Source organism: Streptomyces sp. NPDC048603, assembly GCF_043199475.1.
GTDB lineage: Bacteria > Actinomycetota > Actinomycetes > Streptomycetales > Streptomycetaceae > Streptomyces.
This window is the reverse complement of sequence record NZ_JBICVY010000005.1, coordinates 400,809-424,628: the sequence shown is the minus strand read 5'-3', so window position 1 is coordinate 424,628 and position 23,820 is coordinate 400,809. Positions and strand designations below refer to the sequence as shown.

The 23,820-nt window shown below is 72.1% G+C and carries 24 protein-coding genes; 8 read left to right on the top strand and 16 right to left on the bottom strand.

Features of this window, described 5'->3' with window-relative positions; translation table 11 throughout:
* The first annotated feature begins 152 nt into the window (after positions 1-152).
* Positions 153-1,661 carry a DUF4246 domain-containing protein gene (locus ACGFQ9_RS14635; protein WP_393574118.1) on the top strand — a complete coding sequence of 503 codons (1,509 nt, stop codon included), beginning with the start codon at positions 153-155 and terminating at the stop codon, positions 1,659-1,661.
* Between the two features lie 110 nt (positions 1,662-1,771).
* Here the strand turns inward: ACGFQ9_RS14635 and ACGFQ9_RS14630 are convergent, their stop codons facing one another.
* Genes ACGFQ9_RS14630 through ACGFQ9_RS14620 form a run of 3 tightly spaced genes read right to left on the bottom strand, consistent with a single transcriptional unit; the run spans position 1,772 to position 5,615 of the window.
* Positions 1,772-3,130 carry an acyltransferase gene (locus ACGFQ9_RS14630; protein ID WP_393574117.1) on the bottom strand — a complete coding sequence of 453 codons (1,359 nt, stop codon included), beginning with the start codon at positions 3,128-3,130 and terminating at the stop codon, positions 1,772-1,774.
* A 2-nt stretch (positions 3,131-3,132) separates the two neighbouring features.
* Positions 3,133-5,220 carry a bifunctional polysaccharide deacetylase/glycosyltransferase family 2 protein gene (locus tag ACGFQ9_RS14625; protein WP_393574298.1) on the bottom strand — a complete coding sequence of 696 codons (2,088 nt, stop codon included), beginning with the start codon at positions 5,218-5,220 and terminating at the stop codon, positions 3,133-3,135.
* A gap of 26 nt (positions 5,221-5,246) precedes the next feature.
* Positions 5,247-5,615: a hypothetical protein gene (locus tag ACGFQ9_RS14620; protein WP_393574116.1), complete on the bottom strand. Its 369-nt coding sequence runs from the start codon at positions 5,613-5,615 to the stop codon at positions 5,247-5,249.
* A 619-nt stretch (positions 5,616-6,234) separates the two neighbouring features.
* Here ACGFQ9_RS14620 and ACGFQ9_RS14615 point away from each other — a divergent pair.
* The 3 genes from ACGFQ9_RS14615 to ACGFQ9_RS14605 all read left to right on the top strand — a co-directional run bounded on the left by ACGFQ9_RS14615 (position 6,235) and on the right by ACGFQ9_RS14605 (position 9,259).
* Positions 6,235-7,173: a glycoside hydrolase family 16 protein gene (locus ACGFQ9_RS14615; protein ID WP_393574115.1), complete on the top strand. Its 939-nt coding sequence runs from the start codon at positions 6,235-6,237 to the stop codon at positions 7,171-7,173.
* Between the two features lie 57 nt (positions 7,174-7,230).
* Positions 7,231-8,061 (top strand): dienelactone hydrolase family protein, encoded by an 831-nt coding sequence (locus tag ACGFQ9_RS14610; protein WP_393574114.1) that lies wholly within the window; start codon positions 7,231-7,233, stop codon positions 8,059-8,061.
* 97 nt (positions 8,062-8,158) lie between these two features.
* Positions 8,159-9,259, top strand: coding sequence for a hypothetical protein (locus ACGFQ9_RS14605; protein ID WP_393574113.1), 1,101 nt, complete (start codon positions 8,159-8,161; stop codon positions 9,257-9,259).
* Positions 9,260-9,318: 59 nt separating this feature from the next.
* On the opposite strand, the gene ACGFQ9_RS14600 is transcribed toward ACGFQ9_RS14605, so the two are convergent.
* The 3 genes from ACGFQ9_RS14600 to rpmB all read right to left on the bottom strand — a co-directional run bounded on the left by ACGFQ9_RS14600 (position 9,319) and on the right by rpmB (position 10,563).
* A complete protein-coding gene (locus ACGFQ9_RS14600; RefSeq protein WP_393574112.1) occupies positions 9,319-9,819 on the bottom strand; it encodes a YbhB/YbcL family Raf kinase inhibitor-like protein in 501 nt (166 codons plus the stop codon).
* Positions 9,820-10,021: 202 nt separating this feature from the next.
* Positions 10,022-10,327, bottom strand: coding sequence for a 30S ribosomal protein S14 (rpsN, locus tag ACGFQ9_RS14595; protein ID WP_393574111.1), 306 nt, complete (start codon positions 10,325-10,327; stop codon positions 10,022-10,024).
* The gene (gene rpmB / locus ACGFQ9_RS14590; protein WP_393574110.1) at positions 10,327-10,563 is read right to left on the bottom strand and encodes a 50S ribosomal protein L28; all 237 of its coding nucleotides are present in this window, start codon (positions 10,561-10,563) and stop codon (positions 10,327-10,329) included. Before rpmB ends, rpsN begins: the two co-directional genes overlap by 1 nt.
* Before the next feature lie 69 nt (positions 10,564-10,632).
* On the opposite strand from rpmB, the gene rpmG reads away from it, so the two are divergent.
* The 4 genes from rpmG to rpsR are packed head-to-tail and all read left to right on the top strand — an operon-like array spanning position 10,633 to position 12,487.
* Positions 10,633-10,797, top strand: a complete 165-nt coding sequence (gene rpmG, locus ACGFQ9_RS14585) for a 50S ribosomal protein L33 (protein WP_393574109.1) — start codon at positions 10,633-10,635, stop codon at positions 10,795-10,797.
* 31 nt (positions 10,798-10,828) lie between these two features.
* Positions 10,829-11,077, top strand: a complete 249-nt coding sequence (locus tag ACGFQ9_RS14580) for a type B 50S ribosomal protein L31 (protein WP_393574108.1) — start codon at positions 10,829-10,831, stop codon at positions 11,075-11,077.
* On the top strand, positions 11,074-12,216 hold the full coding sequence (locus ACGFQ9_RS14575) for a CobW family GTP-binding protein (RefSeq protein ID WP_393574107.1): 1,143 nt from the start codon (positions 11,074-11,076) through the stop codon (positions 12,214-12,216). The genes ACGFQ9_RS14580 and ACGFQ9_RS14575 overlap by 4 nt, the downstream gene beginning before the upstream one ends.
* 34 nt (positions 12,217-12,250) lie before the next feature.
* On the top strand, positions 12,251-12,487 hold the full coding sequence (rpsR, locus tag ACGFQ9_RS14570) for a 30S ribosomal protein S18 (protein WP_393574106.1): 237 nt from the start codon (positions 12,251-12,253) through the stop codon (positions 12,485-12,487).
* A gap of 87 nt (positions 12,488-12,574) precedes the next feature.
* On the opposite strand, the gene ACGFQ9_RS14565 is transcribed toward rpsR, so the two are convergent.
* The 10 genes from ACGFQ9_RS14565 to ACGFQ9_RS14520 are packed head-to-tail and all read right to left on the bottom strand — an operon-like array spanning position 12,575 to position 23,773.
* Positions 12,575-14,095: an ABC transporter ATP-binding protein gene (locus tag ACGFQ9_RS14565; RefSeq protein WP_393574105.1), complete on the bottom strand. Its 1,521-nt coding sequence runs from the start codon at positions 14,093-14,095 to the stop codon at positions 12,575-12,577.
* The gene (locus ACGFQ9_RS14560; protein WP_393574104.1) at positions 14,092-14,898 is read right to left on the bottom strand and encodes an ABC transporter permease; all 807 of its coding nucleotides are present in this window, start codon (positions 14,896-14,898) and stop codon (positions 14,092-14,094) included. Before ACGFQ9_RS14560 ends, ACGFQ9_RS14565 begins: the two co-directional genes overlap by 4 nt.
* Positions 14,895-15,851: an ABC transporter permease gene (locus ACGFQ9_RS14555; protein WP_393574297.1), complete on the bottom strand. Its 957-nt coding sequence runs from the start codon at positions 15,849-15,851 to the stop codon at positions 14,895-14,897. The genes ACGFQ9_RS14560 and ACGFQ9_RS14555 overlap by 4 nt, the downstream gene beginning before the upstream one ends.
* The gene (locus tag ACGFQ9_RS14550) at positions 15,839-17,407 is read right to left on the bottom strand and encodes an ABC transporter substrate-binding protein (protein ID WP_393574103.1); all 1,569 of its coding nucleotides are present in this window, start codon (positions 17,405-17,407) and stop codon (positions 15,839-15,841) included. Before ACGFQ9_RS14550 ends, ACGFQ9_RS14555 begins: the two co-directional genes overlap by 13 nt.
* Positions 17,404-18,216: a class I SAM-dependent methyltransferase gene (locus ACGFQ9_RS14545; protein ID WP_393574102.1), complete on the bottom strand. Its 813-nt coding sequence runs from the start codon at positions 18,214-18,216 to the stop codon at positions 17,404-17,406. The genes ACGFQ9_RS14550 and ACGFQ9_RS14545 overlap by 4 nt, the downstream gene beginning before the upstream one ends.
* The gene (locus ACGFQ9_RS14540; RefSeq protein ID WP_393574101.1) at positions 18,213-19,487 is read right to left on the bottom strand and encodes an MFS transporter; all 1,275 of its coding nucleotides are present in this window, start codon (positions 19,485-19,487) and stop codon (positions 18,213-18,215) included. The genes ACGFQ9_RS14545 and ACGFQ9_RS14540 overlap by 4 nt, the downstream gene beginning before the upstream one ends.
* Entirely contained in the window at positions 19,484-20,533 is a 1,050-nt protein-coding gene (locus tag ACGFQ9_RS14535) for a dipeptide epimerase (protein WP_393574100.1), read from the bottom strand. Before ACGFQ9_RS14535 ends, ACGFQ9_RS14540 begins: the two co-directional genes overlap by 4 nt.
* On the bottom strand, positions 20,530-21,654 hold the full coding sequence (locus ACGFQ9_RS14530) for a PLP-dependent cysteine synthase family protein (protein WP_393574296.1): 1,125 nt from the start codon (positions 21,652-21,654) through the stop codon (positions 20,530-20,532). The genes ACGFQ9_RS14535 and ACGFQ9_RS14530 overlap by 4 nt, the downstream gene beginning before the upstream one ends.
* Positions 21,654-22,487, bottom strand: coding sequence for a Rossmann-like domain-containing protein (locus ACGFQ9_RS14525; RefSeq protein WP_393574099.1), 834 nt, complete (start codon positions 22,485-22,487; stop codon positions 21,654-21,656). Before ACGFQ9_RS14525 ends, ACGFQ9_RS14530 begins: the two co-directional genes overlap by 1 nt.
* Positions 22,484-23,773 (bottom strand): ATP-grasp domain-containing protein, encoded by a 1,290-nt coding sequence (locus ACGFQ9_RS14520; protein WP_393574098.1) that lies wholly within the window; start codon positions 23,771-23,773, stop codon positions 22,484-22,486. Before ACGFQ9_RS14520 ends, ACGFQ9_RS14525 begins: the two co-directional genes overlap by 4 nt.
* Positions 23,774-23,820 lie beyond the last annotated feature (47 nt).

Genomic DNA, 23,820 nt, shown 5'->3' with positions numbered 1-23,820 from the left:
CAGGCCACGGAAACACCCCGGGTGGAGCAGCGCCCGGTGATGCCGGCCGCCCGCTTCCTCCCGGACCGTCGATGACGGGGACCGCGACTGGGGTGTCAGACCGCTGACGTACCCTTCCGGCTACCGCACATCGACTCGAAGGAACAAGAGAATTGACCGGCCTCTCTGCTTTCCCCCTGCCCTTTCAGGCATCCCGTTCCATATCGTTCGCGACGCCCCGAACGCTGCGGGAACTCGAGATGATGCAGTGCAGCGCACACATTCGGGCGAAGCCGGGCTGGTTCGACAAGATGAACGATGCCGAGGTCGTCGCCAAGTGGACGCAGGAGGCGGTCGCCCAGGGGCTCACTGAAGCGCAGGTTCGTTACGTGCTTGCCGAACTCGCCCATTACGCATCGCTGCGGGACGGACGAACCGGCATCGAGGTGTCCGCCGTCGACGGGGTGTGGCAGTCGGACGCACTGGTCGACGACACGCTCAGGTCCCGGCTGCGTGGGGCGGTTCGGGTTCTGGAAGAGGTGCCCGAAGCAGAAAGGGACTGGCATCCCGGATCCGACGGCCAGGTATTGGATCTGGTTCATCCCTCACTCTTCTGTCTGGTGCGAGGGGCGAGTGGCGCGCCCGAGGGGGCTTGGCGGAACCCGACGGACCGCTACTCGAAGCACGAGTTCTCGGAGAAGTTCCAGTGGCTGCCCACAGACGTCGACGTGAGTGAGGACGGCGACGTCGCCTTCCGTTCGTACGTCAACAACGTCCACCCCGAGAAGCACAGCGACCTCGCTTCCGTCCTGCCGGACTTGTTCGCGCGCATGCTCCCTCTGCTGGAGAACGTGCTCAGCGATCTGCGCGAACCCCGGCCTCTGCGGATCAAGGCCGATCCGTACGGGTGGTACGACTCGGAGCCGGAGTATCCGAACAGGTCCGACTACAGCGATGACGAGGCGTACGCCGAAGCCCGTCGCGTGTGGGGCAAGGCCCAGGACGAATGGTGGGAGAACCGCCGCCCGGTCGTCCCGGACGCCCCGGCCTTCACCCCGCCGGAATTGCCGGACGCATCCACCCGGGTCGGCCTGCGCGGGCGCCGTCTGCAGGTCATCGTCAAGCTCGCCACCATTCACCTCACCCCGGAAAAACCCGAGTACGCCGGCGGCTCCTGGCACGTCGAGGGGATGCTGAACGAACGGATCGTCTCGACCGGAATCTACTACTGGGACAGCGAGAACATCACCGAGAGCCGGCTGAGTTTCCGGACGGCACTCGACGACCCGGACTACGAACAGAACGATGACCAGGGCCTGCGTGAGGTCTATGGACTGGAAGACGAAGACGCGCTGAACCAGGTGCTGGGATCGGCATCGACCCCGGCCGGCCGCTGTCTGGCGTTCCCGAACGTCCTGCAGCACCGCGTCGGGTCGTTCCGCCTCGCGGACGCCACCCGCCCCGGACATCGCAAGATCCTCGCGTTCTTCCTCGTCGACCCGTCGGAAAGGATCGTCTCCACATCCGATGTGCCGCCGCAGCAACCGTGGTCCGACACCCCGACCATGACGCTCGAAGAGGCAAAGGCCTACCGCGAGCAGCTCATGCAGGAACGCAAGTTCTTCGTCGACGAACACAACGAGCAGCTCTACGAACGAGAGTTCTCCCTCTGCGAGCACTGATCTGCCCCGCCCCGCAGATGCCGATGCCGATGCCGGCAGGGTGACGCGTGGGCCCCGGCGGTGCGCCCGTGCGAGGCGGTGGTTTCGGCCACCGCCTGGCAGCGTCCCGGTCAGTCGGCCGCCCGGCGCCTGCCCCGTGGGCGGCGCTCGTACGGGAAGATCCGCGGCGGGCGTTTGGCGGCCACGTCCTCGACCCAGCCGAAGGTCAGCACGAGCAGTGCGGCCAGTGGGATCGCCACCAGCAGCGTGAACCACTGGCTGGCCAGCAGCCACCGGAAGTGCTCGTAGACGAAGGGGACGCTCCAGAGGGGGTCGATCAGCGGGATCGCGGCCACCAGCGCCATCTGGTGCCAGAGGTAGACGCTGACGGCGCGTGCGTTGAGGAAGGTGATCAGGCCGTTCCAGCGTTCCAGCGCCCTGGGCCACCGGTCCCAGGACGGGCTGATGTGGAGCAGGAGGGCGACGAAGCCGAGGGACCACAGGGACTGGGCGATCGGCCACGCCTCGATGTCGGTCTGCACGGTCGGGTCGACCGGCCGGGTCTGGAGGTACCAGAAGCCGGCCACCATGACGAGCGGCGCGACGGACGGCAGCACGTACTGCGGGAGCTTCTTGAGCAGCCCCTCCTGGTGGGCCATGCCGAGGATCCAGCAGGAGCCGAACATGGCGAAGTCGCTCGCGGTCTCCCACACCCGGTAGTAGACGAACTCCTGGTCGGCGAGGAACGTGTGCATCGCGACCGTCAGCGCCAGCGGGGTGAACAGCGTCACCCACGGGAGTCGTCGCAGTGCCCGGAGCAGCAGCGGGGAGAACAGGACGTACCAGAGGTAGGCGCGGAGGTACCAGAGCGGGACCACGATCTGCGCGGCCCAGGACCCTTCCACGAGACCAAAACCGGTCAGCTCGTCCGCGTACGGCGGGGTGCTCAGCGGCAGGATCCAGAAGGCCAGCTTGCCCCACCACCAGTTGGGGTGGCCCTCGGAGTCGGGACCCCAGCCGTCGATGATCTGGAGGGTGATCATGATGGCGCCGAACAGCCACATCGGGGGCAGCAGGCGGCGCAGCCGGCCGCGGATCACGCCGAGGGCGGGACGGCTGAGCGAGCGGGCCATCAGCGAGCCGGCGAGGGCGAACATCACGCCCATCGACGGGAAGACGAGGGGCAGCCAGCCCCAGACGAAGTTGTGGTAGAGCACCACGCGGCCGAGCGCCAGCGCGCGCAGGAGGTCGAGGTAGCGGTCCCGGCCGCCCGTGGGCCGGGACGGTGCGTCCGGAGTCCCGGCCGCCTCGGGTGCCTCAGGTGCTTCCGGTGCCGGCTCGGGCCAGGGCTCGGGCCACCGCCGGTACGCCGCCGCCGGCTGGGGCGACGACCCCGGCTGCGGTCGCGGCACGGGCGACACGGGCGGCACGGGCGGCACCCTCAGCTTGAGGGTGTCCTGGTTGCGTCCGAAGTGCATGGGTGCGGTCACGGTCAGGCCTCCACCGGTGCGGCGACCTCGCCGGTGCGCCGGAGCTTCTGCCAGCGCAGCCGGCCACCGGTCATCGCCGTGATCGCGGACTGCAACAGGACGATGTACATCAGCTGCCGGTAGACCAGTTGCTGGACCGGCAGGCTGATCAGGTGCCAGGGCTTCTCGCGGTCGAGCCGGAAGGCGTACCAGGACAGTGCGGCCTGGAGCAGGATGAAGCCGCCCCAGCTGGTGAGGGTGATCGGGGCGTCCCCGAACAGCACGCCGTACAGCAGGAACATGTCGACCAGTGGCGCCAGCAGCGGGGCGACCACGCCGAACAGCACGATGAGCGGCAGTCCGAGCCGGCCGAAGCGTCCGGCCGGGCCGCGGGAGGTCACCGCGCCGCGGTGCTTCCACATCGCCTGCATGCTGCCGTAGCTCCAGCGGTACCGCTGGGACCAGAGCTGCGGGAGGCTGGCGGGAGCCTCGGTCCAGGCGCGGGCGTACTCGGCGTAGACGATCCGCCAGCCGTCGCAGAGCACCGCGATGGTGATGTCGGTGTCCTCGGCGAGGGTGTCGTCGCTCATCCCGCCGACCCGCTGCAGGGCCTCCTTGCGGAAGGCGCCGACCGCGCCGGGGATGGTCGGGATGACGCCCAGCATGTCGTACATCCGGCGGTCCAGGTTGTGGCCGAGGACGTATTCGATGTGCTGCCAGGCGCCGATCAGGCTGTCGCGGTTGCCGACCTTGGCGTTGCCCGCGACCGCGCCGATCGCCGGGTCGCCGAAGGGCTGGACCAGCTCGCGCACGGTGGAGGGCTCGAAGACGGTGTCGCCGTCCATCATCACGATGATGTCGTGCGAGGCGGCCGCGATGCCGGTGTTGAGCGCGCTGGACTTGCCGCCGTTGACCTGGCGGATCAGCCGGACGAACGGCAGGTCCATCTCCTCGACGATGTCCGCGGTGCCGTCCGTGGAGCCGTCGTCGATGACGATCACCTCGATCGGATGGTCACTGGCGGCCAGCGAGTTGAGGGTGTTGGCTATGCACTCGCGCTCGTTGTAGGCCGGGACCAGTACGGTGACCCGCTCGGTGACGGGTGGCCCCCAGGCGTCCCGCCGCTTGGAGCGTCGGGCGTGGATCGGTGCGAGAACGATCATCAGCCCGAACCGGCCGAAGTTGAGGAATCCGACGACGGCCAGCAGCCCGACCAGCACCGGCAGGGTGAGCACGGCGCACTGGGTGGCCCAGAGGTATCCCTTGCCCGCCCACAGCTGGAAGCCGTGCACCGGCACAGTGGCGCTGGAGGCGCCGAGGGCTTCGGAGATGGTGGTGAAGCGGTAGCCCTGGGCCTGCAGCCGGTCGATGATCTGCCCGAGCGCTGCGAGGGTCTGGGTGCGGTCGCCACCCGCGTCGTGCAGCAGGATCAGCGCGCCCGCACCGGGCCTGGACGGCATCGCCGCCTTGACGATCGCCTCGACGCCGGGACGCTTCCAGTCGTCGGTGTCGCGGTCGACGAACGCGGTGAGGTAGCCGCGCGCGCCCACGTACTTGATCACCGGGTAGTTCCAGTCGTCCATCGCGGAGGCGTCGGAGGAGTACGGCGGCCGGAACAGCGCGCTGTGGACGCCCGCGACGCCGGCCAGCGCCAGCTGCGTCTGCGCCAGCTCCCAGCTGATCCGGGCGTGGGACTGGTACACGAGGTCGGGGTGGGTGAAGGTGTGCACGCCCAGTTCATGGCCGCCGGCAACGATCTGCCGGATCAGCTCCGGCCGGCGCGTGGTCATGGCGCCGGTCACGAAGAAGTCCGCACGGACGTCGCGGGCCGCGAGCAGCTCCAGGATCTTCGGGGTCCACTCCGGCGAGGGACCGTCGTCGAAGCTGAGGACCGCGGTGCGGTCGGGGATGCGATAGCTGACGGGCTGCTCGTTCCTGCTGCCGCGCGCGTCGATGATCGGACCGCCCTTGAGCAGGTGGCCCGGCACGGTCGTCTTGTCGACGGAGATCGCGATCCGGGAGTCGTGGAACGCCTCGTTGGTGGCGAGGCCGCGCAGCACGAGGAGCGCGAGCAGGCAGGCCAGCAGGGACAGCGGCATGAAGAAGCGCAGCGGCGGCGCGGCCAGTCGGCGCGGCCTCAGCAGGGACTGCCGGCGGCGCTGGTGGCGGGACAATGACGCTCCTGGAGATGGGTGGTGCGGGAGATCAGGGGTGCTCGGCCGTCTGGCCCGATGGAGTTGCCCCGCGCGGCGAGGCGGTGGTGGGCTTCGGTGGGGTGGCCGTGCGCCTCGATGTGCCGGCCGAGGTCTTCGGCGTGGCGGCCGTGAGTTTCGGTGTGCCGGCCGAGGGCTTCGACGTGGCGGCCGGGGGCTTCGTCCGGGGTGTCGCAGACCGCGTGGCCGTCCGGGGCGAGGCCGAGGCGGAGGGCACGGACGAGGCGGATGACGCCGAGGACCGGGTGGGCGACAGCGAGGGCACGGGTGAGGGCGACGGGGCGGGCGGCCACGAGGGCTGCGCGGGTACGCCCATCGCCGGGGCGTCCGCCTGCACACCGATCAGGCTGCTGCCCATGGCGACCGCGAGGATCGCGCCGACCACGGAGACCGGCCAGCCGAAGCCCCGCAGCAGACGGCCGCGCAGACCCGACTGGTCGACGAACACCGGTGCGGGAGCGGGCTCTTCGAAGCCCGACCCAAACATTTCGGGCTGTTCCTGGTACGCCGTTCCGCGTTCGAAGGAAGTGACGACTGGGCGCACCTTGCGAAGCCTTTCAGTGCAGGGTACGTAGACCGCGGGATGGCAGGGCGAACGCTAGTGCACCGGCCCGAATCGACTTGGGCCCGTTATATGCATTTGGCGCGATCTGCTCTGGTGCCGTAATCGGATCGAAATGCCAATTGGCAGTACCCGCGGGTAGTTCTGCCCGCGCGGCCGCCGATTACCGATTGGTACGCGTTCAGCCGGACCGTTTCGCCTGGATCCCGGAGGCCGGGATCATGATTGCCACCCCGGCGGTCATTAACGCAGCCGGCCCGGACCTTAGGATGACCTCCTCATCCGTTCGGAAATTGATCTTCATGCAAAAGGCGTGCCCCGGTAACGCCTCCGCGCCCCAAGGAGCCCGTGTGAGCCAGCCCCGCCGCACTTCCCGCCGCCGCGCGTGGACAGCGCTCGCACTGCCCGCCCTGCTGTGCGTACTCGCCGCGTGTTCCGGCGGCCCCGGCGACGATGCCGCCGCCCCCGCCCCCAGCGCCTCGCCGACCCCGTCCGGACCGCCGGGCACCCTGTTCGACAACTTCCACTACAGCGGCCCCGACGACCCCTTGCTCACCGCCCACGGCTGGGAGGTGCGTACCGGTGGGGGCGGCCCGGGCATCAAGGACACCTGGTCCGCGGCCGGTGCCGGCTTCCTCTCCGACACGACGGCCCAGGGGGGCAGGGCCATGCGGCTGCAGGCCTCCACCGACGGCACCGAGCAGGGCACCAGGCAGGTCGAGGTGCAGAGCACCGGCAAGAACCTCTTCACCGGGACCTTCGCCGCCCGGGTCCATTTCGGCAACAGGCCCACGAGCGGCCGCAACGGCGACCACGTCGTCCAGGCCTTCTTTCCCATTTCCCCCTCGGACGCCTCGACCGACTACAGCGAACTCGACTACGAGTACCTGCCGAACGGCGGCTGGGGTTCGGTGGGTCCGCGACTCGACACCGTCAGCTGGTACAAGGCCGATCCGCCGGACCGGGTCAGCCACACGCTCAAGCGACGCCTCGAGGGCTGGCACCTGTTGATGATCACCGCCATGAACGGAAAGGTCACCTATTCCCTGGACGGCAAGGAGCTGTTCACCAGCTCCGGCAAATACGTCCCGCGCGAGAAGATGGACGTCCACTTCAGCAGCTGGTTCATCGATCTTCCCTTCACCGGTGGTCCGCGCACATGGGAAACGAAGATCAATTGGTTCTACTACAAGGCCGGCGAGGCCGTTTCCCAGGCCGATGTCCAGAAGACGGTGGACGGCTTCTACAGTGACGGCACCGACTACATCAACACCGTGCCGACGTCCTGACCCCGGTCCGGGGTCCGGCGGCCGGGTCCGGTGTGCGGAGGGGATGGGGGGAGAGCCATGACGGACCACGACCTGACCGGCTTCGAGCAGGACTCGTTCACGCACGAGGGGACCCGACGCCGGATCCTGCGGCGCGGCAACGGCCCCGCCGTGATCGTGATGGCCGAGATACCCGGCATCACCCCGAAGGTGCTGGAGTTCGCGGAGAGGGTCGCGGAGATCGGCTGTACGGCTGTGCTCCCGGTGCTGTTCGGCGAGCCCGGCCGCGACCCCCATCCCGATGCGCACGGCCTGGCGGCCACCGCACGGTACGCGGCTTCGTCGATCCTCAAGGTGTGCGTGAGCCGGGAGTTCACCCTGCTGGCCACGGGCCGCAGTTCCCGGGTCGTGTCCTGGCTGCGCGCACTGGCCGCCCACGAGCACGGGCGGTGCGGCGGCCCCGGGGTCGGAGCCGTCGGCATGTGTGTGACCGGGGGCTTCGCCCTGGCCATGGCCACCGACCCCCGGCTGGTCGCCCCGGTGCTGTCACAGCCGTCGCTGCCGGTGGCCGTCTCGGCGGCCCGGTCGCGGACGATCGACATCAGCCCCGAGGAGCTCGCCGTCGTACGGGGGCGCTGCGAGCGGGAGGGACTGCAGGTCATGGGACTGCGGTTCCAGGGCGACCGGTTCGTACCCGGGGACCGGTTCGCGTTCCTGCGGCGCGAGCTCGGCGACGCCTTCGTCGCCGTCGAGCTGGACGACGGCGCGGCCAACCCCGACGGCGTGCTCCCCCCGCACTCCGTGCTGACCGAGCACCTGATCGACGCCCCCGGCGAACCGACCCGGGCCGCGCTGGACCGCGTGCTCGGCCTGTTCCGCACGCGGCTGCTCGGGGGCGGCGAACACTGAGCCTCCGCCCGGTCACCGACCGGGCGGGCCGGCCCCCAGGCCTGTCGCAGCCCCGCCCGCGCGCGCATCATCGGAAGGGGAACACCTGGGAGTGGTCATGAGGCTGTCGTTCCTGGAACCGCTGTACACGGAGCCCGGCCCGTTCGCTTCCGTGTACCTGGACACCTCACGGGATGTCGAGCATCCGGACCGGGCCATCGCACAGCGCTGGCACCGGCTGCGCGAGAAGCTGAGCCGCCAGGGTGCGGACCGGCCGCTGCTCGGCGTACTGGAGGAGGCGGTGGGCGCGGACGCGGAGGTGCCCGGGATGCACGGACAGGCGATCTTCGCGGCCAACGGCTCGCTCGTCCTGGACGGCGAGCTGCCCAGCCCGCCCGCCCGCGACTCGGCCCGCTACGGCACGCTGCCCGAGGCGATGCCGCTGATCAACCAGCATCTGCCGGAGATCCCCTACCTGGCGCTGGTGGTGCACTACGGCGGACTGCCCACGGCCGAGACGCACGGCTGGGTGAAGGTGGAGGCGGAGTCCGGCACCTGGCCTGCCTCCGCCGTGACCCCGGGTGAGCGGCTGCACCGCAGGGTGCCGGTGGCCACCTGGCACCACAGCGCGGCCCGGCTGGGGCACCTGCTGGACGCCTGGGCACGGCGCACCCACGCCGACGCCCTCGTCGTCGCCGGGGACCAGTGGGCCGGCAACGTCCTGGTCCGCCGGCTGCCGCACGCCGTGCGCGACAAGGTCATCAGGGTCGGGGGCCCCACTCCGACGGACACCGGACGGGCCCTGCTGGAGCCGCAGCTCGGCAGCGTCTTCCGTGGCCGTATGGCCGCGCACGACCAGGACCTGGTGAACATCTTCATCGGCCGCCGGGCCCTGGGCGGGCCGGCGGCGGAAGGGCTGGCCGCCGCCGTCGCCGCCCTGCAGCGCGGCCAGGTCGCGGCGCTGCTGCTGAACCACCCGCCTGACGCCTCGCTGCGGCTGTGGACCGGCCCGCACCCCACCCAGCTCGCCCTGACCGAGGAGGAACTGCTGTCCTGCGGGGTACGGGCGCCCCGCGAGGAGCCCGCCGACGAGGCCCTGGTGCGGGCCCTGGTCGCCACCGCCGCCGAACTGGTCGTCGTACCGGAGGACGTGCTGGGGCTGGACGGGGGCGTGGGGGCGCTGCTGCGGTACGCCGATCGTCCCGGGACCCCGGCCTGATCGGCGAGACACCCCCTGGGACACCCCCTGGAGCGGATGGTCCTCACGGCCCGTTCCGTTCACCCCTGCGGCACCCACGGCTGTGATGTGGGCAGCTCCCGGTGCCGGTGCCGCTGGTAGACGCCCACCAGGGTGCCGCTCGCGAGCGTCTTTCCCCGAACGGCGCTGTGTACGGCGTCCACTCCGGGCCGGCCGTGCAGCCGGACCGGCTGCGCGAGTGCGTACAGGCGGAAGGAGTAGCGGTGCGGCTCGTGCCCCGGCGGTGGCATCGGCCCGCCCCAGCCCGGCCGTCCGAACCCGTTGGGCCAGGAGTGCCCGCCGTGCGGCTCCTGCCCTTCCTCCACCCCACCGGTCCATGGGTCGATGCCCGTGACCAGCCAGTGCAGGAAGCTGGTCCCCGGCACGTCCGGGTCCTCGCACAGGAGCAGCAGCTCCGCGGTGCCCTCGGGCGCGGCCGTCCAGGTCAGGGGTGGTGAGACGTCCTCCCCCTCACCGCTGTACCGCCGGGGGATCTCCGCGTGGTCGGCGAAGGCGGGGCTGGTCAGATGAATTCCGGTCACGGCCGCCGCCCTACCCGCCCCTCGCGCGCCCCTACCGCTCCGGGCCGGAATCCACCCGCCCGCACCCGCCGAAGCCCTCCCGAGACGCTGCCGGAGGCGGCGTTCCCGTCTGGCGGTACGGGAGCCGGTACGGGCGCCCGGCGACCGGGCCCACACCCCGCCGGAGGTGTGGGCCCGAGCTCGCCCGCCGGAGACGCGGCGGCTACCAGGACGACTTGGTGACTCCGGGCAGGAATCCGGCGTGCGCCTGCTCACGCATCCGGACGCGTGAGAGCCCGAACTTCCGCAGGTGTCCGCGGGGGCGGCCGTCCACGCCGTCCCGGTTGCGCACCCGGGTGGCGCTCGCGTCGCGGGGCTGCCTTCGCAGCTCCGCCAGCGCCGCGCCCCGCTCGGCCTCCGTCGAGGACGGCCGCCGGAGGACCTCCTTCAGCTCGGCGCGCCTCGCGGCGTACCGCTCGACGATCGCCTTGCGCTTCTCGTTCCGGGCGATCTTGCTCTTCTTGGCCATCAGACCTTCACCCCCCGGGCGCGGATCCGGGCCACGGCGGCCTCGATGCCGATGGTGTCGACGGTCTTGATCGCCTTCGCGCTCAGGGTCAGCCGGACATGACGGCCCTCGCTCGGCAGCCAGTAGCGCTTGCTCTGGATGTTGGGGTCGAAGCGGCGGGACGTACGCCGGTGCGAGTGGGAGATGTTGTTGCCGAAGCCCGGCTTGGCGCCGGTCAGCTGGCAGTGGGCGGACAAGGTGCTACCTGCCCCTCTCTGGACGGAGGTGGTTATTGGAAACGATTTCCATTCCCGTATAGTAGCGGCATGGCACGCAACGAGATACGTCCGGTCATCAAGCTCCGCTCCACGGCGGGGACCGGCTACACGTACGTCACCCGCAAGAACCGGCGGAACGACCCGGACCGCATGGTGCTGCGCAAGTTCGACCCGGTGGTGCGCCGGCACGTCGACTTCCGCGAAGAGCGCTGACCCCCGCCCCCCTGCCCAGAAGGACACCCACATGAAGCCCGGGATCCACCCCGCCTACGGCCCCGTCGTCTTCCGCGACAAGGCCGCCGACTTCGCCTTCCTCACCCGCTCGACCGCCACCAGTGACAAGACGGTGGAGTGGGAGGACGGCAACACCTACCCCGTCATCGACGTGGAGATCTCCTCGCGGAGCCACCCCTTCTACACCGGCACCGCCCGCGTCCTGGACACCGCGGGCCGCGTCGAGCGCTTCGAGCGCCGCTACGGGAGCAAGGCGTGACCCTGCCCGTCGTCATCGTCGGCGGGCTCCACTCCGACGCCCGCAAGGAGGTCGTGGAGCGGCTGCTGCACGCCGTACCCGGCAGCATCGCCCTCCACCACGACCTGGCCACGGCCGCGGCGGGCACGGTCCTGCGCGTGGTGCGCGACGCCTCGGGCGAGCTGTCCCGGGGCGAGACCCCCCTCGTCAACGACTGCGCCTGCTGCGCACTGCGCGAGGACCTGGTCCCCGAGCTGGAACGGCTGGCCGGCAGCGGCCTGACCCGGCTGGCCGTCGTCGAACTGTGGGACTCCGTCGAGCCCAAGGCGATGGCCGAGGTCATCGCCGCCCACGGCACCGGCGTACTCGATCTCACCGGCGTGATCACCGCGGTGGACCCGGCGCTCGTCCTGCCCTATCTCGTCAACGGCGACGACCTGGCCGACGCGGGCCTCGCGGCGGCCGCCACGGATCGGCGCACCGTCGGGGACACATGGGCGCGGCAGCTCGAATACGCGCCCGTACTCGCCCTCGTGGACAGCGGGGAAGCCGACGAGGAAGACCGCGCCCTGCTCGCCCAGCTCCACCCGACCGCTCGACGGGTGGACGCCGGCTCCGGCGAGCTGGCCGCACTGGCCTTCGCCGGGTTCGACGTGGAAGCGGCGGCCGCCGCCCAGCACCCGGCCTGCGCCCTGCTGCCCCAGGAGGCCGAGGAAGCGGGAGTCACCACGGTCGTCTGGCACCGCCGCCGCCCCTTCCACCCCGAGCGCCTCTATCAGGCCCTGGAAGACCTCTGCTGTGCCGCCGCCCGCAGCCGCGGCCGGTTCTGGCTCGCCGACCGCCCCGACACCCTGCTGGCCTGGGACGCCGCGGGCGGCGCGCTGTGCGTGGAGAACGCCGGCCCCTGGCTGGCGTCCCTGCCGGACGCCGCCTGGGAGCTGGTCCCGCCGATGCGGCGGGCCGCCGCCTCGCTCGACTGGCATCCCGACCACGGCGACTGCTGCCAGCACCTCGTCTTCACCTCCCCCGGCCTGGACCGTGACGGCCTGGAGCGACTCCTGGAGTCCTGCCTCCTCACCGACGCCGAATACGCGGCGGGACCCGAGGCATGGAAGACCCTTCCCGCCGCCTTCGACTCCCTCCTCGACCCCGTCTCGTAAGCCCCGTACGACCCGACGCCCGCAAGGACCTCACATGGCACGCCGCCAGAACCCCCACAAGCCGCTCAAGGCCCGGCCCAACCCGCTGGACGCGGCAGGGATCACCTACATTGACTACAAGGACACCGACCTGCTGCGGAAGTTCGTCTCCGACCGCGGAAAGATCCGCAGCCGCCGCGTCACGCGTGTCACGGCCCGGCAGCAGCGACAGCTCGCCGCCGCCGTGAAGAACGCCCGCGAGATGGCCCTGCTCCCATACGCCGCCCGGTAGAACCCGGCGGCGGGTGGGGGCTCCCCGACGATGCGCCCGTGCGAGGCGGTGGTTCCGACCGCCGCCTCGCACGCGTGCGACGGGGCTTCACCCCGATTCGGGCTCGGGCACCGCTCGGGTCCGCCGAAGCTCCCCGTGCTGCGTCGCGGCCCGGAGGAGCGTCCTGGTGAACGCGTGCTCCGGCTCGTCGAGCACACGGTGTGCAGGCCCCTGCTCCACCACGCGTCCCGCCTCCAGGACCGCGATCCGGTCGGCCAGTGCGGCGGCGGCCGGTACATCGTGGGTGATGAACACCAGGGTGAGTTCCGCCTGTTCCCGGAGCCGGGCGAGTACGGCGAGGATGGTGTTCCGGGTGAGGGGATCGAGGCCGGAGGTGATCTCGTCGCAGACGAGGACCTTCGGCTCGGCCAGCAGGGCGCGGGCGAGCGCCGCCCGCTGGAGTTCGCCGCCGGAGAGCGCTCCGGGGCGGCGCTCGGCCAGGCTCGCCGGGAGGCCCAGCTCTTCGAGGGTCCGTACGGCGGTCCTGCGGGCATCGTCCGCGTGTGCTCCGCGCAGCCGCACGGCGGTGCGGGCGATCTGGTCGAGGACGGGCCGGTGTTCGTCGAACGCGGCCTTCGCGTCCTGGAACACGTACTGCACGGCCGCCAGTTCCGTACGGCTGCGGGAGCGCAGGCTGCGCGGCAGCGGGGTGCCGTCGAGCAGGACCGTTCCGTCGTACGCGGAGTGCAGCCCCGCCAGGCAGCGTCCCAGGGTGGTCTTGCCGCTGCCGGAGCGGCCGACGAGCGCGAGGCACTCCCCCGCCGCGGCCGCGACGCCGATGCCGGTCAGGACCTCGACGGCGCCCCGCGGGGTGCGGTGCCTCGCGGTGAGTCCCCGGGTCTCCACCCGCGGGGTCCCCCTCCGGACGGCCGCTCGCGCCGCGACGGGCGCCGGCCGCACCGGGCCGGTGAGCACCGACTCCGCCGTCCCGTGGTCCACGACCCGGCCTTCTCGCATGACGATCACCTCGTCGGCCAGCTGTCGCACGACGTCGAGGTCGTGACTGAGCAGGACGACCGCGATGCCCTGTTCCGCAACTGCCGCCAGTTCCGCCACGATGCCCTGCTTGGTGAGGACGTCCTGGCCGGTCGTGGGCTCATCGGCGACGATGACGCGGGCACCCAGCAGCAGGGCCTGGGCCAGGACGACCCGCTGCTGCTGGCCGCCGGAGAGCTGGTGGGGGAAGCGCCGCAGGACGGCCGGGGGGTCCGGGAGCCGGGCCAGGCGCAGGGCCCGGTGGACCCGTTCACGCCTCTGCGCCCGGGTGCCGCCCTGGCGGGAGGAGATGTCGCCGAGCAGGGCGCTCACACGGCGGGCGGGGTTGAGGGCGGCCGCCGGGTGCTGGGGCACGTATCCCACCGCGCCCCCCGGTGTGCGGACCGTGCCTTCGATGCGGGCACCCGGCGGATACTCGCCGAGGAGGGCCAGGCCGGTGGTGGTCTTGCCGCTCCCGGAAGGTCCGACGATGGCCGTGATCCTCCCGGCACGGGCCTGCAGACTCACGCCGTCGACGAGGGCGCGTCCGGCGATCTCGACCCGCAGGCCGTGTACTTCCGCGACGGTGCTCACCGCGTCACTCCCTTCCGGCGGCCGTCCTGCAGGGCCGCGTCGAACAGCAGATTGGTGCCCAGCGACAGCGCCGCGATGAGCAGGGCCGGCACCACCACGGCCCAGGGCTGCAGGAACAGCCCGGTCCGGTTGCGGTCGACCATCACCGCCCAGTCGGCCGCGTCCGGTTCCACGCCCACGCCGAGGAACGCGGCGGTGGCCACCAGGTAGAGGGCCCCGGTCAGCCGGATTCCCGCGTCGGCGGCGAGGGCCCGGCGCATCGAGCGGCCCACGTGGCCGATGGCCGTGCGCCACCATGACTCGCCCTGCATCCGCAGCGCCTCGACGGCGGGCCGCGAGGAGATCTCCAGGGCCGCCGCGTGGACGACCCGTGCCGCATCGGGCACGGCGGCCAGCCCGACCAGCACGGTCAGCCCGACGGGACCGGGGGTGAGGGTGGCCGCGACGAGCAGCACCAGGAGCAGGGAGGGCACGGCGATGAGCACGTCCAGAGGCCTCATCAGGATCTCCTCGAGCCAGGTGCGGCGGGTGAGCGCCGCCGTGAGACCCAGCGGAAGGGCGACGAGATAGGCGAGCAGTGTGGCCGCGAGCGCCACGAGCACGACGGACCGGCCGCCGAGCAGCACCTGGTGCCAGACGTCGCGGCCGGCGAAGTCGGTGCCGAGCCAGTGTCCTTGACCGAAGCTGAAGGAGACGGTGCGCGGACCGGCGGGACCCGCGGCCGGCGGGCCCAGGAGGGCGAGGAGAAGAGGTACGGCGATCAGCCCGAGGGCGAGCGCGTACCCGGTCCGGCCGTGCTTCATGCGGCCACCTCCGAGCGTGGGGCGAAACGGCGCGTGACCAGGTCGGCGACGAGGTTGACCAGCACGGTGACGACACCGAAGACGACCGCCATGCCCTGCACGACGGGCACGTCGCGAGCGGCGACCGCCTCGATCAGTACGGTGCCCAGGCCCGGCAGGGCGAAGAGGGCCTCCACGACGATCACCCCGCTCAGCAGCCAGTCGCAGGTGCGGGCCAGTTGCTGGGTGGCCGGCGCCAGGGCGTTGGGCAGGGCGTGGGCCCAGCGGACACGGGAGTCGGAGAGGCCGTAGCGGCGTGCCTGGGCGGCGTAGGGCGAGGCCATCGCATCGATCATGCCCGCGCGCACCAGGCGGCTGATGGTGCACACGGGCCGGGACATGAGGACGAGGACCGGCAGGACGAGGACGGCGGGATCGGAGAAGGGGTCCGTGCCGACGGCCGTGGGCGGCAGCCAGCCGAGCCACAGTCCGAACACGGCGGCCAGCAGCACTCCGAAGGCGAACTCCGGTATGGCGTGCACGGTCAGGGTCACCGCGCTGACGGTCCGGTCCAGCGGGCTCCCCTCGCGGCGGGCCGCCAGGACGCCCAGCCCGACGGAGGCCGGCACCAGGAGCGCGAGGGTGGCGGCCGCGAGGAGCAGGGTGGGGCCGAGTCCGGCCGCCAGGTAGCCGGTGACGGGGCGTCCGGTGACCACGGAGGTGCCCAGGTCTCCGTGCAGCAGGCCGGTGGCCCACTCCAGGAGGCGTTCGGGAGCCGGCCGGTCCAGGCCCATGGCCTCGCGGATGCGGGCGATCCGCTCCGGGTCGGGCTGGTCCCCGGCGAACGCGACCGCGGCGTCACCGGGCAGCGCCTCGGTGAGCAGGAAGACGAACAGGACGACGGCCGCCGTCTGCCCCAGGCCGAGGAGCAGACGGCGGCCGGCCCATGACAGGTGGAGCCTCACGCGAGCCAGATCTTGTCGAAGCGGGCCCAGTCGAGGGTGTTGGCCGGGGCCTCCTTCGACACTCCGCGCACGGTGGGCGCGGTGGCCACGATCCAGTCGGCGAATCCCCAGATCAGGAAGCCGCCCTCGTCGTGCAGCCGCCGCTGCATCCGGTCGTAGAGTGCGGCGCGCTCCTTCGGGTCACGGGTGGACTGGGCCTGCCGGTACAGGTCGTCGAAGTCCTTCTGCTGCCACTTGGTGGCGTTGGTGGTGGAGCCGGTCAGCAGGCGCTGGGAGATGTGGGACTCGATGGGCATGGCGCCGGACCGGTAGGAGGCGAAGGTTCCGCCGGAGAGGATGTCCTTCCAGTACGTGTCCTTGTTGCCGACCTTGACCTCGACGGTCACCCCGGCCTTGGCCGCCTGTTCCCTGAAGATGCCGGCGGCCTCGATGAAGCCGGTGGCGGCGGGGGCGGTGTCGAGGGTGACCTTGAGTCCTTCGGCTCCGGCCTCCTTGAGCAGTGCGCGGGCCCGCTCCAGGTCCTGCGTGCGCTGCGGCAGGCCGTCGGCGTAGTACTGGTAGCCCTTGCCGAAGAGGTCGTTGCCGATCTCGCCCGCGCCGGAGAGGGCTCCGTCGACGAGTTCCCTGCGGTCGGCGATGAGGCAGAAGGCCTGGCGGACCCGCTTGTCGTCGAACGGCGGCCGGTCGGTCTTCATGACGAATCCCTGCATGGCGCTGCCCGGCAGCCGTATGACGCTGATCCGTCCCTTGCCCTCGTGGGCGCGGGCGGTGGCCGGGTTCAGTTCGTGTGCGTACTGGACCTGGCCGCCGAGCAGGGCACTGACACGCGCCGATTCCTCGGTGGCCACGACGAATTCCAGCTCGTCGAGGTGGGGTGCGCCCTCCCAGTAGTCGGGGTTGCGCCTGACCACGAGCGAACTGCCGGGCTTGAAGGACACGAAGCGGAAGGGGCCCGATCCGACGGGCTTCTGGAAGCCGGCGGCGTCCTTGGGCACGATGTACGCGCCGAAGGCGGCGAGCACGTTGGGGAACTCGGCGTACGGGCGCTTGAGCCTGAACTCGACGGTGGAGGCGTCCAGCGCCCGGCTCGCCTCGAGATCGATGGGTTCGAGCGAGGCCTTGGCCCGGAACGTGCCCTTCGGGTCGGCGATGCGGCGGTAGCTGTAGAGGACGTCCTCGGCGGTGACCGGCCTGCCGTCGTGGAAGGCGGCCTTCCGCAGGGTGACCCGCCACGTGTCGAGGGTGTCGCTCGGCTCCCACCGTTCCGCGAGCCGGGGAACCGGAGCCAGATCCGCGCCGAAGTCGGCGAGCTTGTCGAAGAGTGCCTTGGCCCGCGCCGCGTCGACGAACAGGTTGGCGGCATGCGGGTCGAGGGTCTCGTTCGCGCCGCCGCCCGCGAAGGCCGCGCGCAGCCGGCCGCCGGACTTGGGAGTGCCGGCTCCCCCGTTCCCGGCGTCGGGCCCGGTGGATCCGCCGCTGCCGCAGCCGGCGGCGAGGGCCAGCGCGGTGGCGCTGCCGGCGATGATGAATCCTCTGCGGGCGAGGCCCCTGGACCGGTGGTTCATGAGGTGCTGTCTCCGTTGCTGTGAAGGGGTGTGAGGCGGGCTACGAGGTGCAGGCGGTCGGACTTCGCGGTCCGCCACGGGGCCTGCCCTTCGCTCCAGGGGGGTTCGGTGCGCGGGCCGGGGCCGTCGTGGAGGGCCAGGACCTCGAACCCGGCGGTGGTGAGGAAGTGGCGGATCTCCTGCGGGAAGAGCAGCCGCCAGGCGGAACGCTGCTCACGGGGCGGTGAACCGTCGTCGGCCGTCCAGATCCGGCGGCGGCGCAGGAGCTGCGCGGCGTGGTCGACGTACAGGGTGGTGCGGGAGGTGTACGTGGTCCCGTGCCACGGGAACGTGGCGGTGCGCGGGCCGTCGAGCAGCTCGGTGTTGCCGAGGAAGAAGGCCCCGTTGCGCATCTCGGCGACGAGCAGGCCACCCGGGGTGAGGTGGGCGCGGCAGCGGGCGAGGAAGGCGGTGAGGTCGTCGTTGGTGTGGCAGTAGAGCAGGGCGCTGTCCAGGCAGACCACGGCGTCGAAGGGGGTTCCGAGGTCGAAGTCCCGCATGTCGGCGAGCCGGTAGGCCGGACCCGGATGCCGGCTGCGGGCGTGCGCCAGCATGGCTTCGGAGGTGTCGATGCCGGTGACCTCGCGGCCCGCGCGGTGGTGGAGCCAGGCCGCGTCACGGCCGGTGCCGCAGCCGACGTCGAGGACGCGCGGGCCGGCGCCGTGGCGGAGCAGGACGTCCTCGGTCCAGCGGGCCGCGAGGTGTCCGGGGTCGGGGAAGCGTGCTTCGTACAGCTCGGGGTGGTCGGTGAGGAGGTTGTCCGCGGTCATCGGGTCTCGCTTCGGGGGCGGGCGCCGGTGCGTGGGGGCGCGGTTTCCGGGGCGGGGCCGCAGGGCAGTGCGCCGCGGCGGTGCAGTCGTACGACGGCCGCCGCCGAGGCCAGGCCCAGGGCGAGGCAGCAGGCGTGGGGCAGCCAGGTCAGGCCGGTGTGCCCGCCGGTGTCCATGGCCCAGCCGATGCCGGCGCTGCCGGCGGCGGCCGCCACACCGGACACCGCGTAGAAGATTCCGTAGGAGGTGCCGGTCAGGTCCTGGCGGCCGAAGGCCGGTATCAGCTCCATCACGAAGGGCTGGGCGATCATCACCCCGAGCTGGAGCAGCAGCGTTCCGGCGAGCACCACCAGCAGGTACGCGGGGTGGGCGGTGGCGGCGCCGGCCACGAGCATCGGCGGGACGAAGCCCAGGCCCATCAGCACGAGGCCGGTGGCGATCCAGCGGGCGCGGCTCCCCCTGGCGGCCAGCGCCCGGGTGATGCGCAGCTGGAAGAGGATGCCGGCGACGGTCCCGCCGAGGAACAGCAGGCCGGTCGAGCCGTCCCAGCCCGAGGCCCGGACGGCCGTATGGGGCAGGAGCAGGTAGAGCTGGTTCTCCAGCCCGTACATGCCGACCATGGCGAGGGAGAACGCCGTGAACCCGGGGTTCCCGGCCACCTCGCGCCAGTCGCCGAGCAGCCGGGTGGCGGGGGCCCTGACTTCGCGGGCGGGCAGGACGAACAGCTGCGCGAGGGTGAGGGCGGCGAAGAGACCTGCCGCGGTGACGGCGGCCGCCCGGAAGTCCACGAGCAGCAGGAGGCTGCCGAGGAGCGGGCCGAGCAGTGCCCCGGTGGTGGCGAAGACGTTGAACAGCGCGAAGGCCTCCGCCTTGCGCTCGCCCGCCTCCTGGGCGACGTAGGTCCGTACGGCAGGGTTGAACAGGGCCCCGGCCAGCCCGCTGAGTATGGACGCGGCGAGCAGCAGCGGGAGTGCGTCGCCCAGCGCGAACAGGGCGAAACCCACGGTGCGCAGGGCGCAGCCGGCGATGATCACACTGCGCGGGCCGAGCCGGTCGGCGGCCGAGCCGCCGATCAGGAACAGGCCCTGCTGGCTGAGGTTGCGCAGCCCGAGGACCACGCCGACGACCGCCGCCGACAGGCCGAGGTCGTCGGTGAGATGGGTGGCGAGGTACGGGATCAGCAGGTAGAAGCCGGTGTTGACGCCGAGCTGGTTGACGAGGAGGAGGCGCACGGCGGCCGGAAAGCTCCGTACGGCGGCGATCGTTCTCACCGCAGGGCCTCCCGGTGGGTGCGTCTGACGCCCAGACCGGCCCGGTCCGCGGCCCGTACGGTGCCCTCGGACCCGCCGATGCCGTCCCAGGGGTCGTCGGTGAGCAGGAGGTGGCCGTCGAGGTCCACCCAGCGGGCGCGGTCGGCGAGGTGCACGGCGGGGGCGATGCCCAGCGAGCTGGCGGTGAGGCAGCCGAGCATCAGGTCGGTGCCGCTGCCGCGCAGGGCGTCGTGGATGCGCAGCGCCGCCCTCACCCCGCCGCATTTGGCGAGTTTGACGTTGACGCCGTGGACACGGCCGGCGAGCGCCACGGCGTCCTCGTAGGAGACCGCGTCCTCGTCGGCGATGACGGGGACGGGCGATTCCTTCGCGACCCGGGCCAGTGCTTCGGGGCGGCCCGGCGCGATGGGCTGTTCCACCGCGGTGACGCCGAGCCCGGCGAAGCGCGGCAGCAGATCGAGGGCCTGGCGTTCGGTCCACGCCCCGTTGGGATCGAGCAGCAGCCCGGCACCGGGGGCTCCGGTGCGTACGGCCTCCACCCGGGCGAGGTCCACCGCCGGGTCGGGGGATCCGGCCTTGACCTTCAGAACCGTGAATCCGCTCGCCGCGAGGCGTGCGGCCTGCGCGGCCGCCGTCACGGGCGGGACGATGCCGATCGTACGGGCGGTCGCCGCCGCCGGTGCGGCAGGCGTGCCCAGCAGCTGGTGGGCCGCCTGGCCGGCCCGCTTGCCGACCAGGTCGAGCAGGGCCGCCTCGACCGCGGCGAGGACACCGGCCGGCAGGGCCTCCAGGGCCCCCGCGCCAGGGTCGTCCCATGCCGTCTCCGGGTCGGGGAGGCGCTCGATGCCCGGGCGCGAGGCGGCGAGGTGCTTCACGATCCGGTCGGTGGGCAGTCCGAGGTAGTCGCTGCTGAGGGCTTCACCCCAGCCGCGCAGTCCGCCGTGTTCGATCGCGACCCAGACGGCGTCGCGGCGGGCCATCACCGAGCGGGAGATGCGCAGCGGCTCGGCCAGTTCCAGTTCCGTGGTGTGCCAGGTGAGCTTCATGCGATACCGCCGGCGTGGGCGGGTGCGGGAACACGGGGACGGGCGGACGGCACCGGGTCCACGACGGTGCGGCAGCGGGCCCAGCCGCTCGCCTCGGCAGCCCAGGGCCGGCGGATCTCCAGCGGACGGACCGCGAGTTCGGTCCGGTCCAGGCCGTGGGTGTGGCAGAAGTCGTCGTCGTAGACCGTACCGAGGTAGCGGTGCGGACCGTCGGGGAAGACCGTCGCGACGACCGCACCGGACTCGACCCGAGCGGCCCAGGCGGAGACCAGGGCGACGGCTCCGGTGCTCCAGCCGCCGCTGACGAAATTGCCCCGGGCGAGCCTGCGGCAGGCGTCGACGGCCTCGGCCGGACCCACCCAGTGCACCTCGTCGAAGGCGTCGTACGCGACGTTGCCGGGGTGGATGCTGCTGCCGAGCCCGCGCATCAGGCGGGGCCGGGCGGGCTGGCCGAAGATGGTCGAACCGACGGAGTCGACACCGATGACCTTCAGCCCCGGCCAGCGGCGTCTGAGCGGACCGACCAGTCCGGCGCTGTGGCCGCCGGTGCCGACACTGCACACCAGGATGTCCAAGTGGTCGAGCTGACCGCACAGTTCGGTCGCCATGGACCGATACCCGGCCGCGTTGTCGGGGTTGTTGTACTGGTCGGGCCAGTAGGCGTCCGGCAGCTGTCGCAGGACCTCACGCAGGCGCGAGATCCGGGCCGCCTGCCAGCCTCCCTCGGGGGCGGGCCGTTCGACCAGCTCCAGCCGGGCACCGTATGCGCGCAGCAACTGGCGCATGGACGGTTCGAGTTCGGTGTCGCCGACCAGGATGACGGGGTGGCCGAGGGCCTGGCCGGCGAAGGCGAGTCCGACGCCCATCGTGCCGGAGGTCGACTCGACCACCGGGGCGCCGGGGCGCAGGTCGCCGCGCCGCCGGGCACCGAGGAGCATGGAGACGGCGGACCTGGCCTTCATGCCGCCCGCGCCGAGGCATTCGAGCTTCGCCCAGAAACCGGGGTGGGCATAAGGGAGTTCGGTACGGACCCTGGCCAGCGGCGTGCGGCCGACCAGCGGAAGCAGGTCGGGGTTGGCGGCCCCGGCCGACGGGCGGTGCAGCAGAGGTGCGGCGGCGATCACCGGGCACCTCCGTACCGGTGGATGACTCCGGGACCGCCGTCGAGCCAGAAGAAGGGGTACGGCTCGGCGCACACGGCGCTCACCCCGGCTCCGAGGAAGCGCGGCAGGACGGCGCTGCCGGTCTGGGCGAACATGACGAGGGGCTTGCCGGTGGCGGCGGCGTGGTCGAGCAGCGGCTGGAAGGTGCCGTTCCCGAGGGTCATGCCCGAGGCGAGGATCGCGTCGCCGCGCTCCAGCTCGGCGAGGGCGTCCGTGCGGACGGGCTCCCCCCATTCGGTGGTGCCGCCCTTGAGGTCGCAGGGCACGTAGTCGACACCACGGGCGCGCAGTTGTTCCAGGAGGGAGTTGACGACGCCGATGACCAGTACGGTTCGGGGCCGCTCCGTCGGCAGCAGGTCGACGACCGCCCGGGCCCGGGCCCGGGACCGCTGGAGCGAGCTGCCGCCCGGCACGGTGTGGGGCCGGGCACCGTGTTCGGGGGCGTGGGGTCGCGCGTGCATCAGGTAGGCGTCGAGCGCGGCGATCCGCACCGGCAGGAGCGGGTGGCCGAGGAGCTCGGCCACGGTGGCGCCGACGCACTCGTCCAGCGCGGACGCGGGCAGCGCACCCGGCTCCACGGCGCAGGATCCGACGGCCGCGGCCAGCCGCAGGCTGAGGACCTCGTTGCGGTATCCGTGCGAGCGGCCTTCGTGGCGTACCGCCTGGGCGGTGGTGAAGGCGAGCGCGATGCGTTCCCGGTCCGGGTCGGGGCCGTAGTCGCCGGTGCGTACGCTGTCGATGAGCTGGTCGACCGTGTGGACGCACGGTGCGTGCAGGGTCGGCGCGGTCACGCGGACACCACCGCCGCCGGCAGCTCGTCCGGACACTCCGCGTACGTGGGGCGCAGGCCGGCCAGCAGCCGCTCGGCGCTGCGCCGCGCGCCGGCGCCCTCGGTGTCGGCGGTCATGACGTGTCCGAGGTATTCGTTGTTGCTCGTGGCGGCGCGTACGGTGCGTCCCGGCTCGGTGAGGGTGAGTTCCAGCACCTCGGGCTGGTCGCGGACGCCGTCCGCGCCCTCGATGCCGGTGAGGACTCCGGAGGCTTCGGGCAGCAGGAAGGCGATGGCGGCGCTCGCCACGCCGGTCGGCCGCGGAGTGAGGTCCGGGGTGTGGCCGAGGGCCACGTCCACGCAGGCGGCGGCGAGGTCGATGCCCGTGACGTGGCGGACCAGCTCGGTGATCCGGTTGCCGGCCGGCCGGGGGTTGACCTCGACCACCTTGGGTCCGGCTGGAGTCAGCTTGATCTCGGTGTGGCAGACCGCCCGGTCCAGTCCGAGGGCCTTGATGGCGCGTACGGCGGTCCCGGCCGCGTCCGCCGCCTGCGACGGGCCGATGGCCGCCGGGAACATGTGGCCGGTCTCGATGAAGGCGGGAGCCCCGCCGATGCTCTTGTCCGTCACGCCCACGACGTGCGTGGCGCCGTCGAACGAGACGGTCTCGACGCTGACTTCGGGCCCCGTGAGGAGCTCTTCGAGGAGGAACACGGGGCTGCGGTCCTGACCGCGCGCGTTGACCGGGAACCCGGACAGCGCCCGGCAGGCCAGGTCCAGTTCTCCGGCGTCGCGGACCTCGCGCACCAGCATCCCGGCGCACAGGTCCACGGGCTTGACGACCAGCGGGTAGCCGATCTCCCGGGCGGCCTTCGCCGCCTCCGCCACGTCTCCGCAGACCGCGAAGCGCGGCCCGGACACCCCGGCCTGCGCCAGCACCCGGCGGGTCAGGTCCTTGCGGCACGCGGCCTCGACCGCCTCGGGGGTGGGCCCGGGCAGGCCCAGCCGCTCGGCGGTACGCGCCACCGCCGGCAGGTAGTAGTCGCAGGAGGAGACGACACCGTCGAAGCCCAACACCCCGTGCAGCCGCTCCAGGTGCGGCAGCAGCGTGTCCGTGTCGTTGGTGTCCGCGGTGACGAGGTTGCGTGCCGCGAGCAGCGGATGCGCCCCGTCGGCGGGGGCTGCACGCAGGTAGTGGTGCAGGTCCCGGGTGACGAAGGTGAACTCGTGCCCGCCTTCTCGGATCGCCCTGGGCAGCAGCCTGCTCATCGACCCCACCCAGCTCTCGACAACCAGCAGATGTCCCACGGGACTCCTTCTCAGATCGCCATCACGGCTCTCGGGCATGCGTGCGG

Excerpts from the sequence above, each read along its gene's own strand:
- ACGFQ9_RS14550 (WP_393574103.1), bottom strand. The coding sequence starts at position 17,407 with ATGAACCACCGGTCCAGGGGCCTCGCCCGCAGAGGATTCATCATCGCC.
- ACGFQ9_RS14580 (WP_393574108.1), top strand. The coding sequence starts at position 10,829 with ATGAAGCCCGGGATCCACCCCGCCTACGGCCCCGTCGTCTTCCGCGAC.
- ACGFQ9_RS14605 (WP_393574113.1), top strand. The coding sequence starts at position 8,159 with ATGAGGCTGTCGTTCCTGGAACCGCTGTACACGGAGCCCGGCCCGTTC.
- ACGFQ9_RS14610 (WP_393574114.1), top strand. The coding sequence starts at position 7,231 with ATGACGGACCACGACCTGACCGGCTTCGAGCAGGACTCGTTCACGCAC.
- rpmG (WP_393574109.1), top strand. The coding sequence starts at position 10,633 with ATGGCACGCAACGAGATACGTCCGGTCATCAAGCTCCGCTCCACGGCG.
- ACGFQ9_RS14535 (WP_393574100.1), bottom strand. The coding sequence starts at position 20,533 with ATGAAGCTCACCTGGCACACCACGGAACTGGAACTGGCCGAGCCGCTG.
- rpsN (WP_393574111.1), bottom strand. The coding sequence starts at position 10,327 with ATGGCCAAGAAGAGCAAGATCGCCCGGAACGAGAAGCGCAAGGCGATC.
- rpsR (WP_393574106.1), top strand. The coding sequence starts at position 12,251 with ATGGCACGCCGCCAGAACCCCCACAAGCCGCTCAAGGCCCGGCCCAAC.
- ACGFQ9_RS14560 (WP_393574104.1), bottom strand. The coding sequence starts at position 14,898 with ATGAAGCACGGCCGGACCGGGTACGCGCTCGCCCTCGGGCTGATCGCC.
- ACGFQ9_RS14545 (WP_393574102.1), bottom strand. The coding sequence starts at position 18,216 with ATGACCGCGGACAACCTCCTCACCGACCACCCCGAGCTGTACGAAGCA.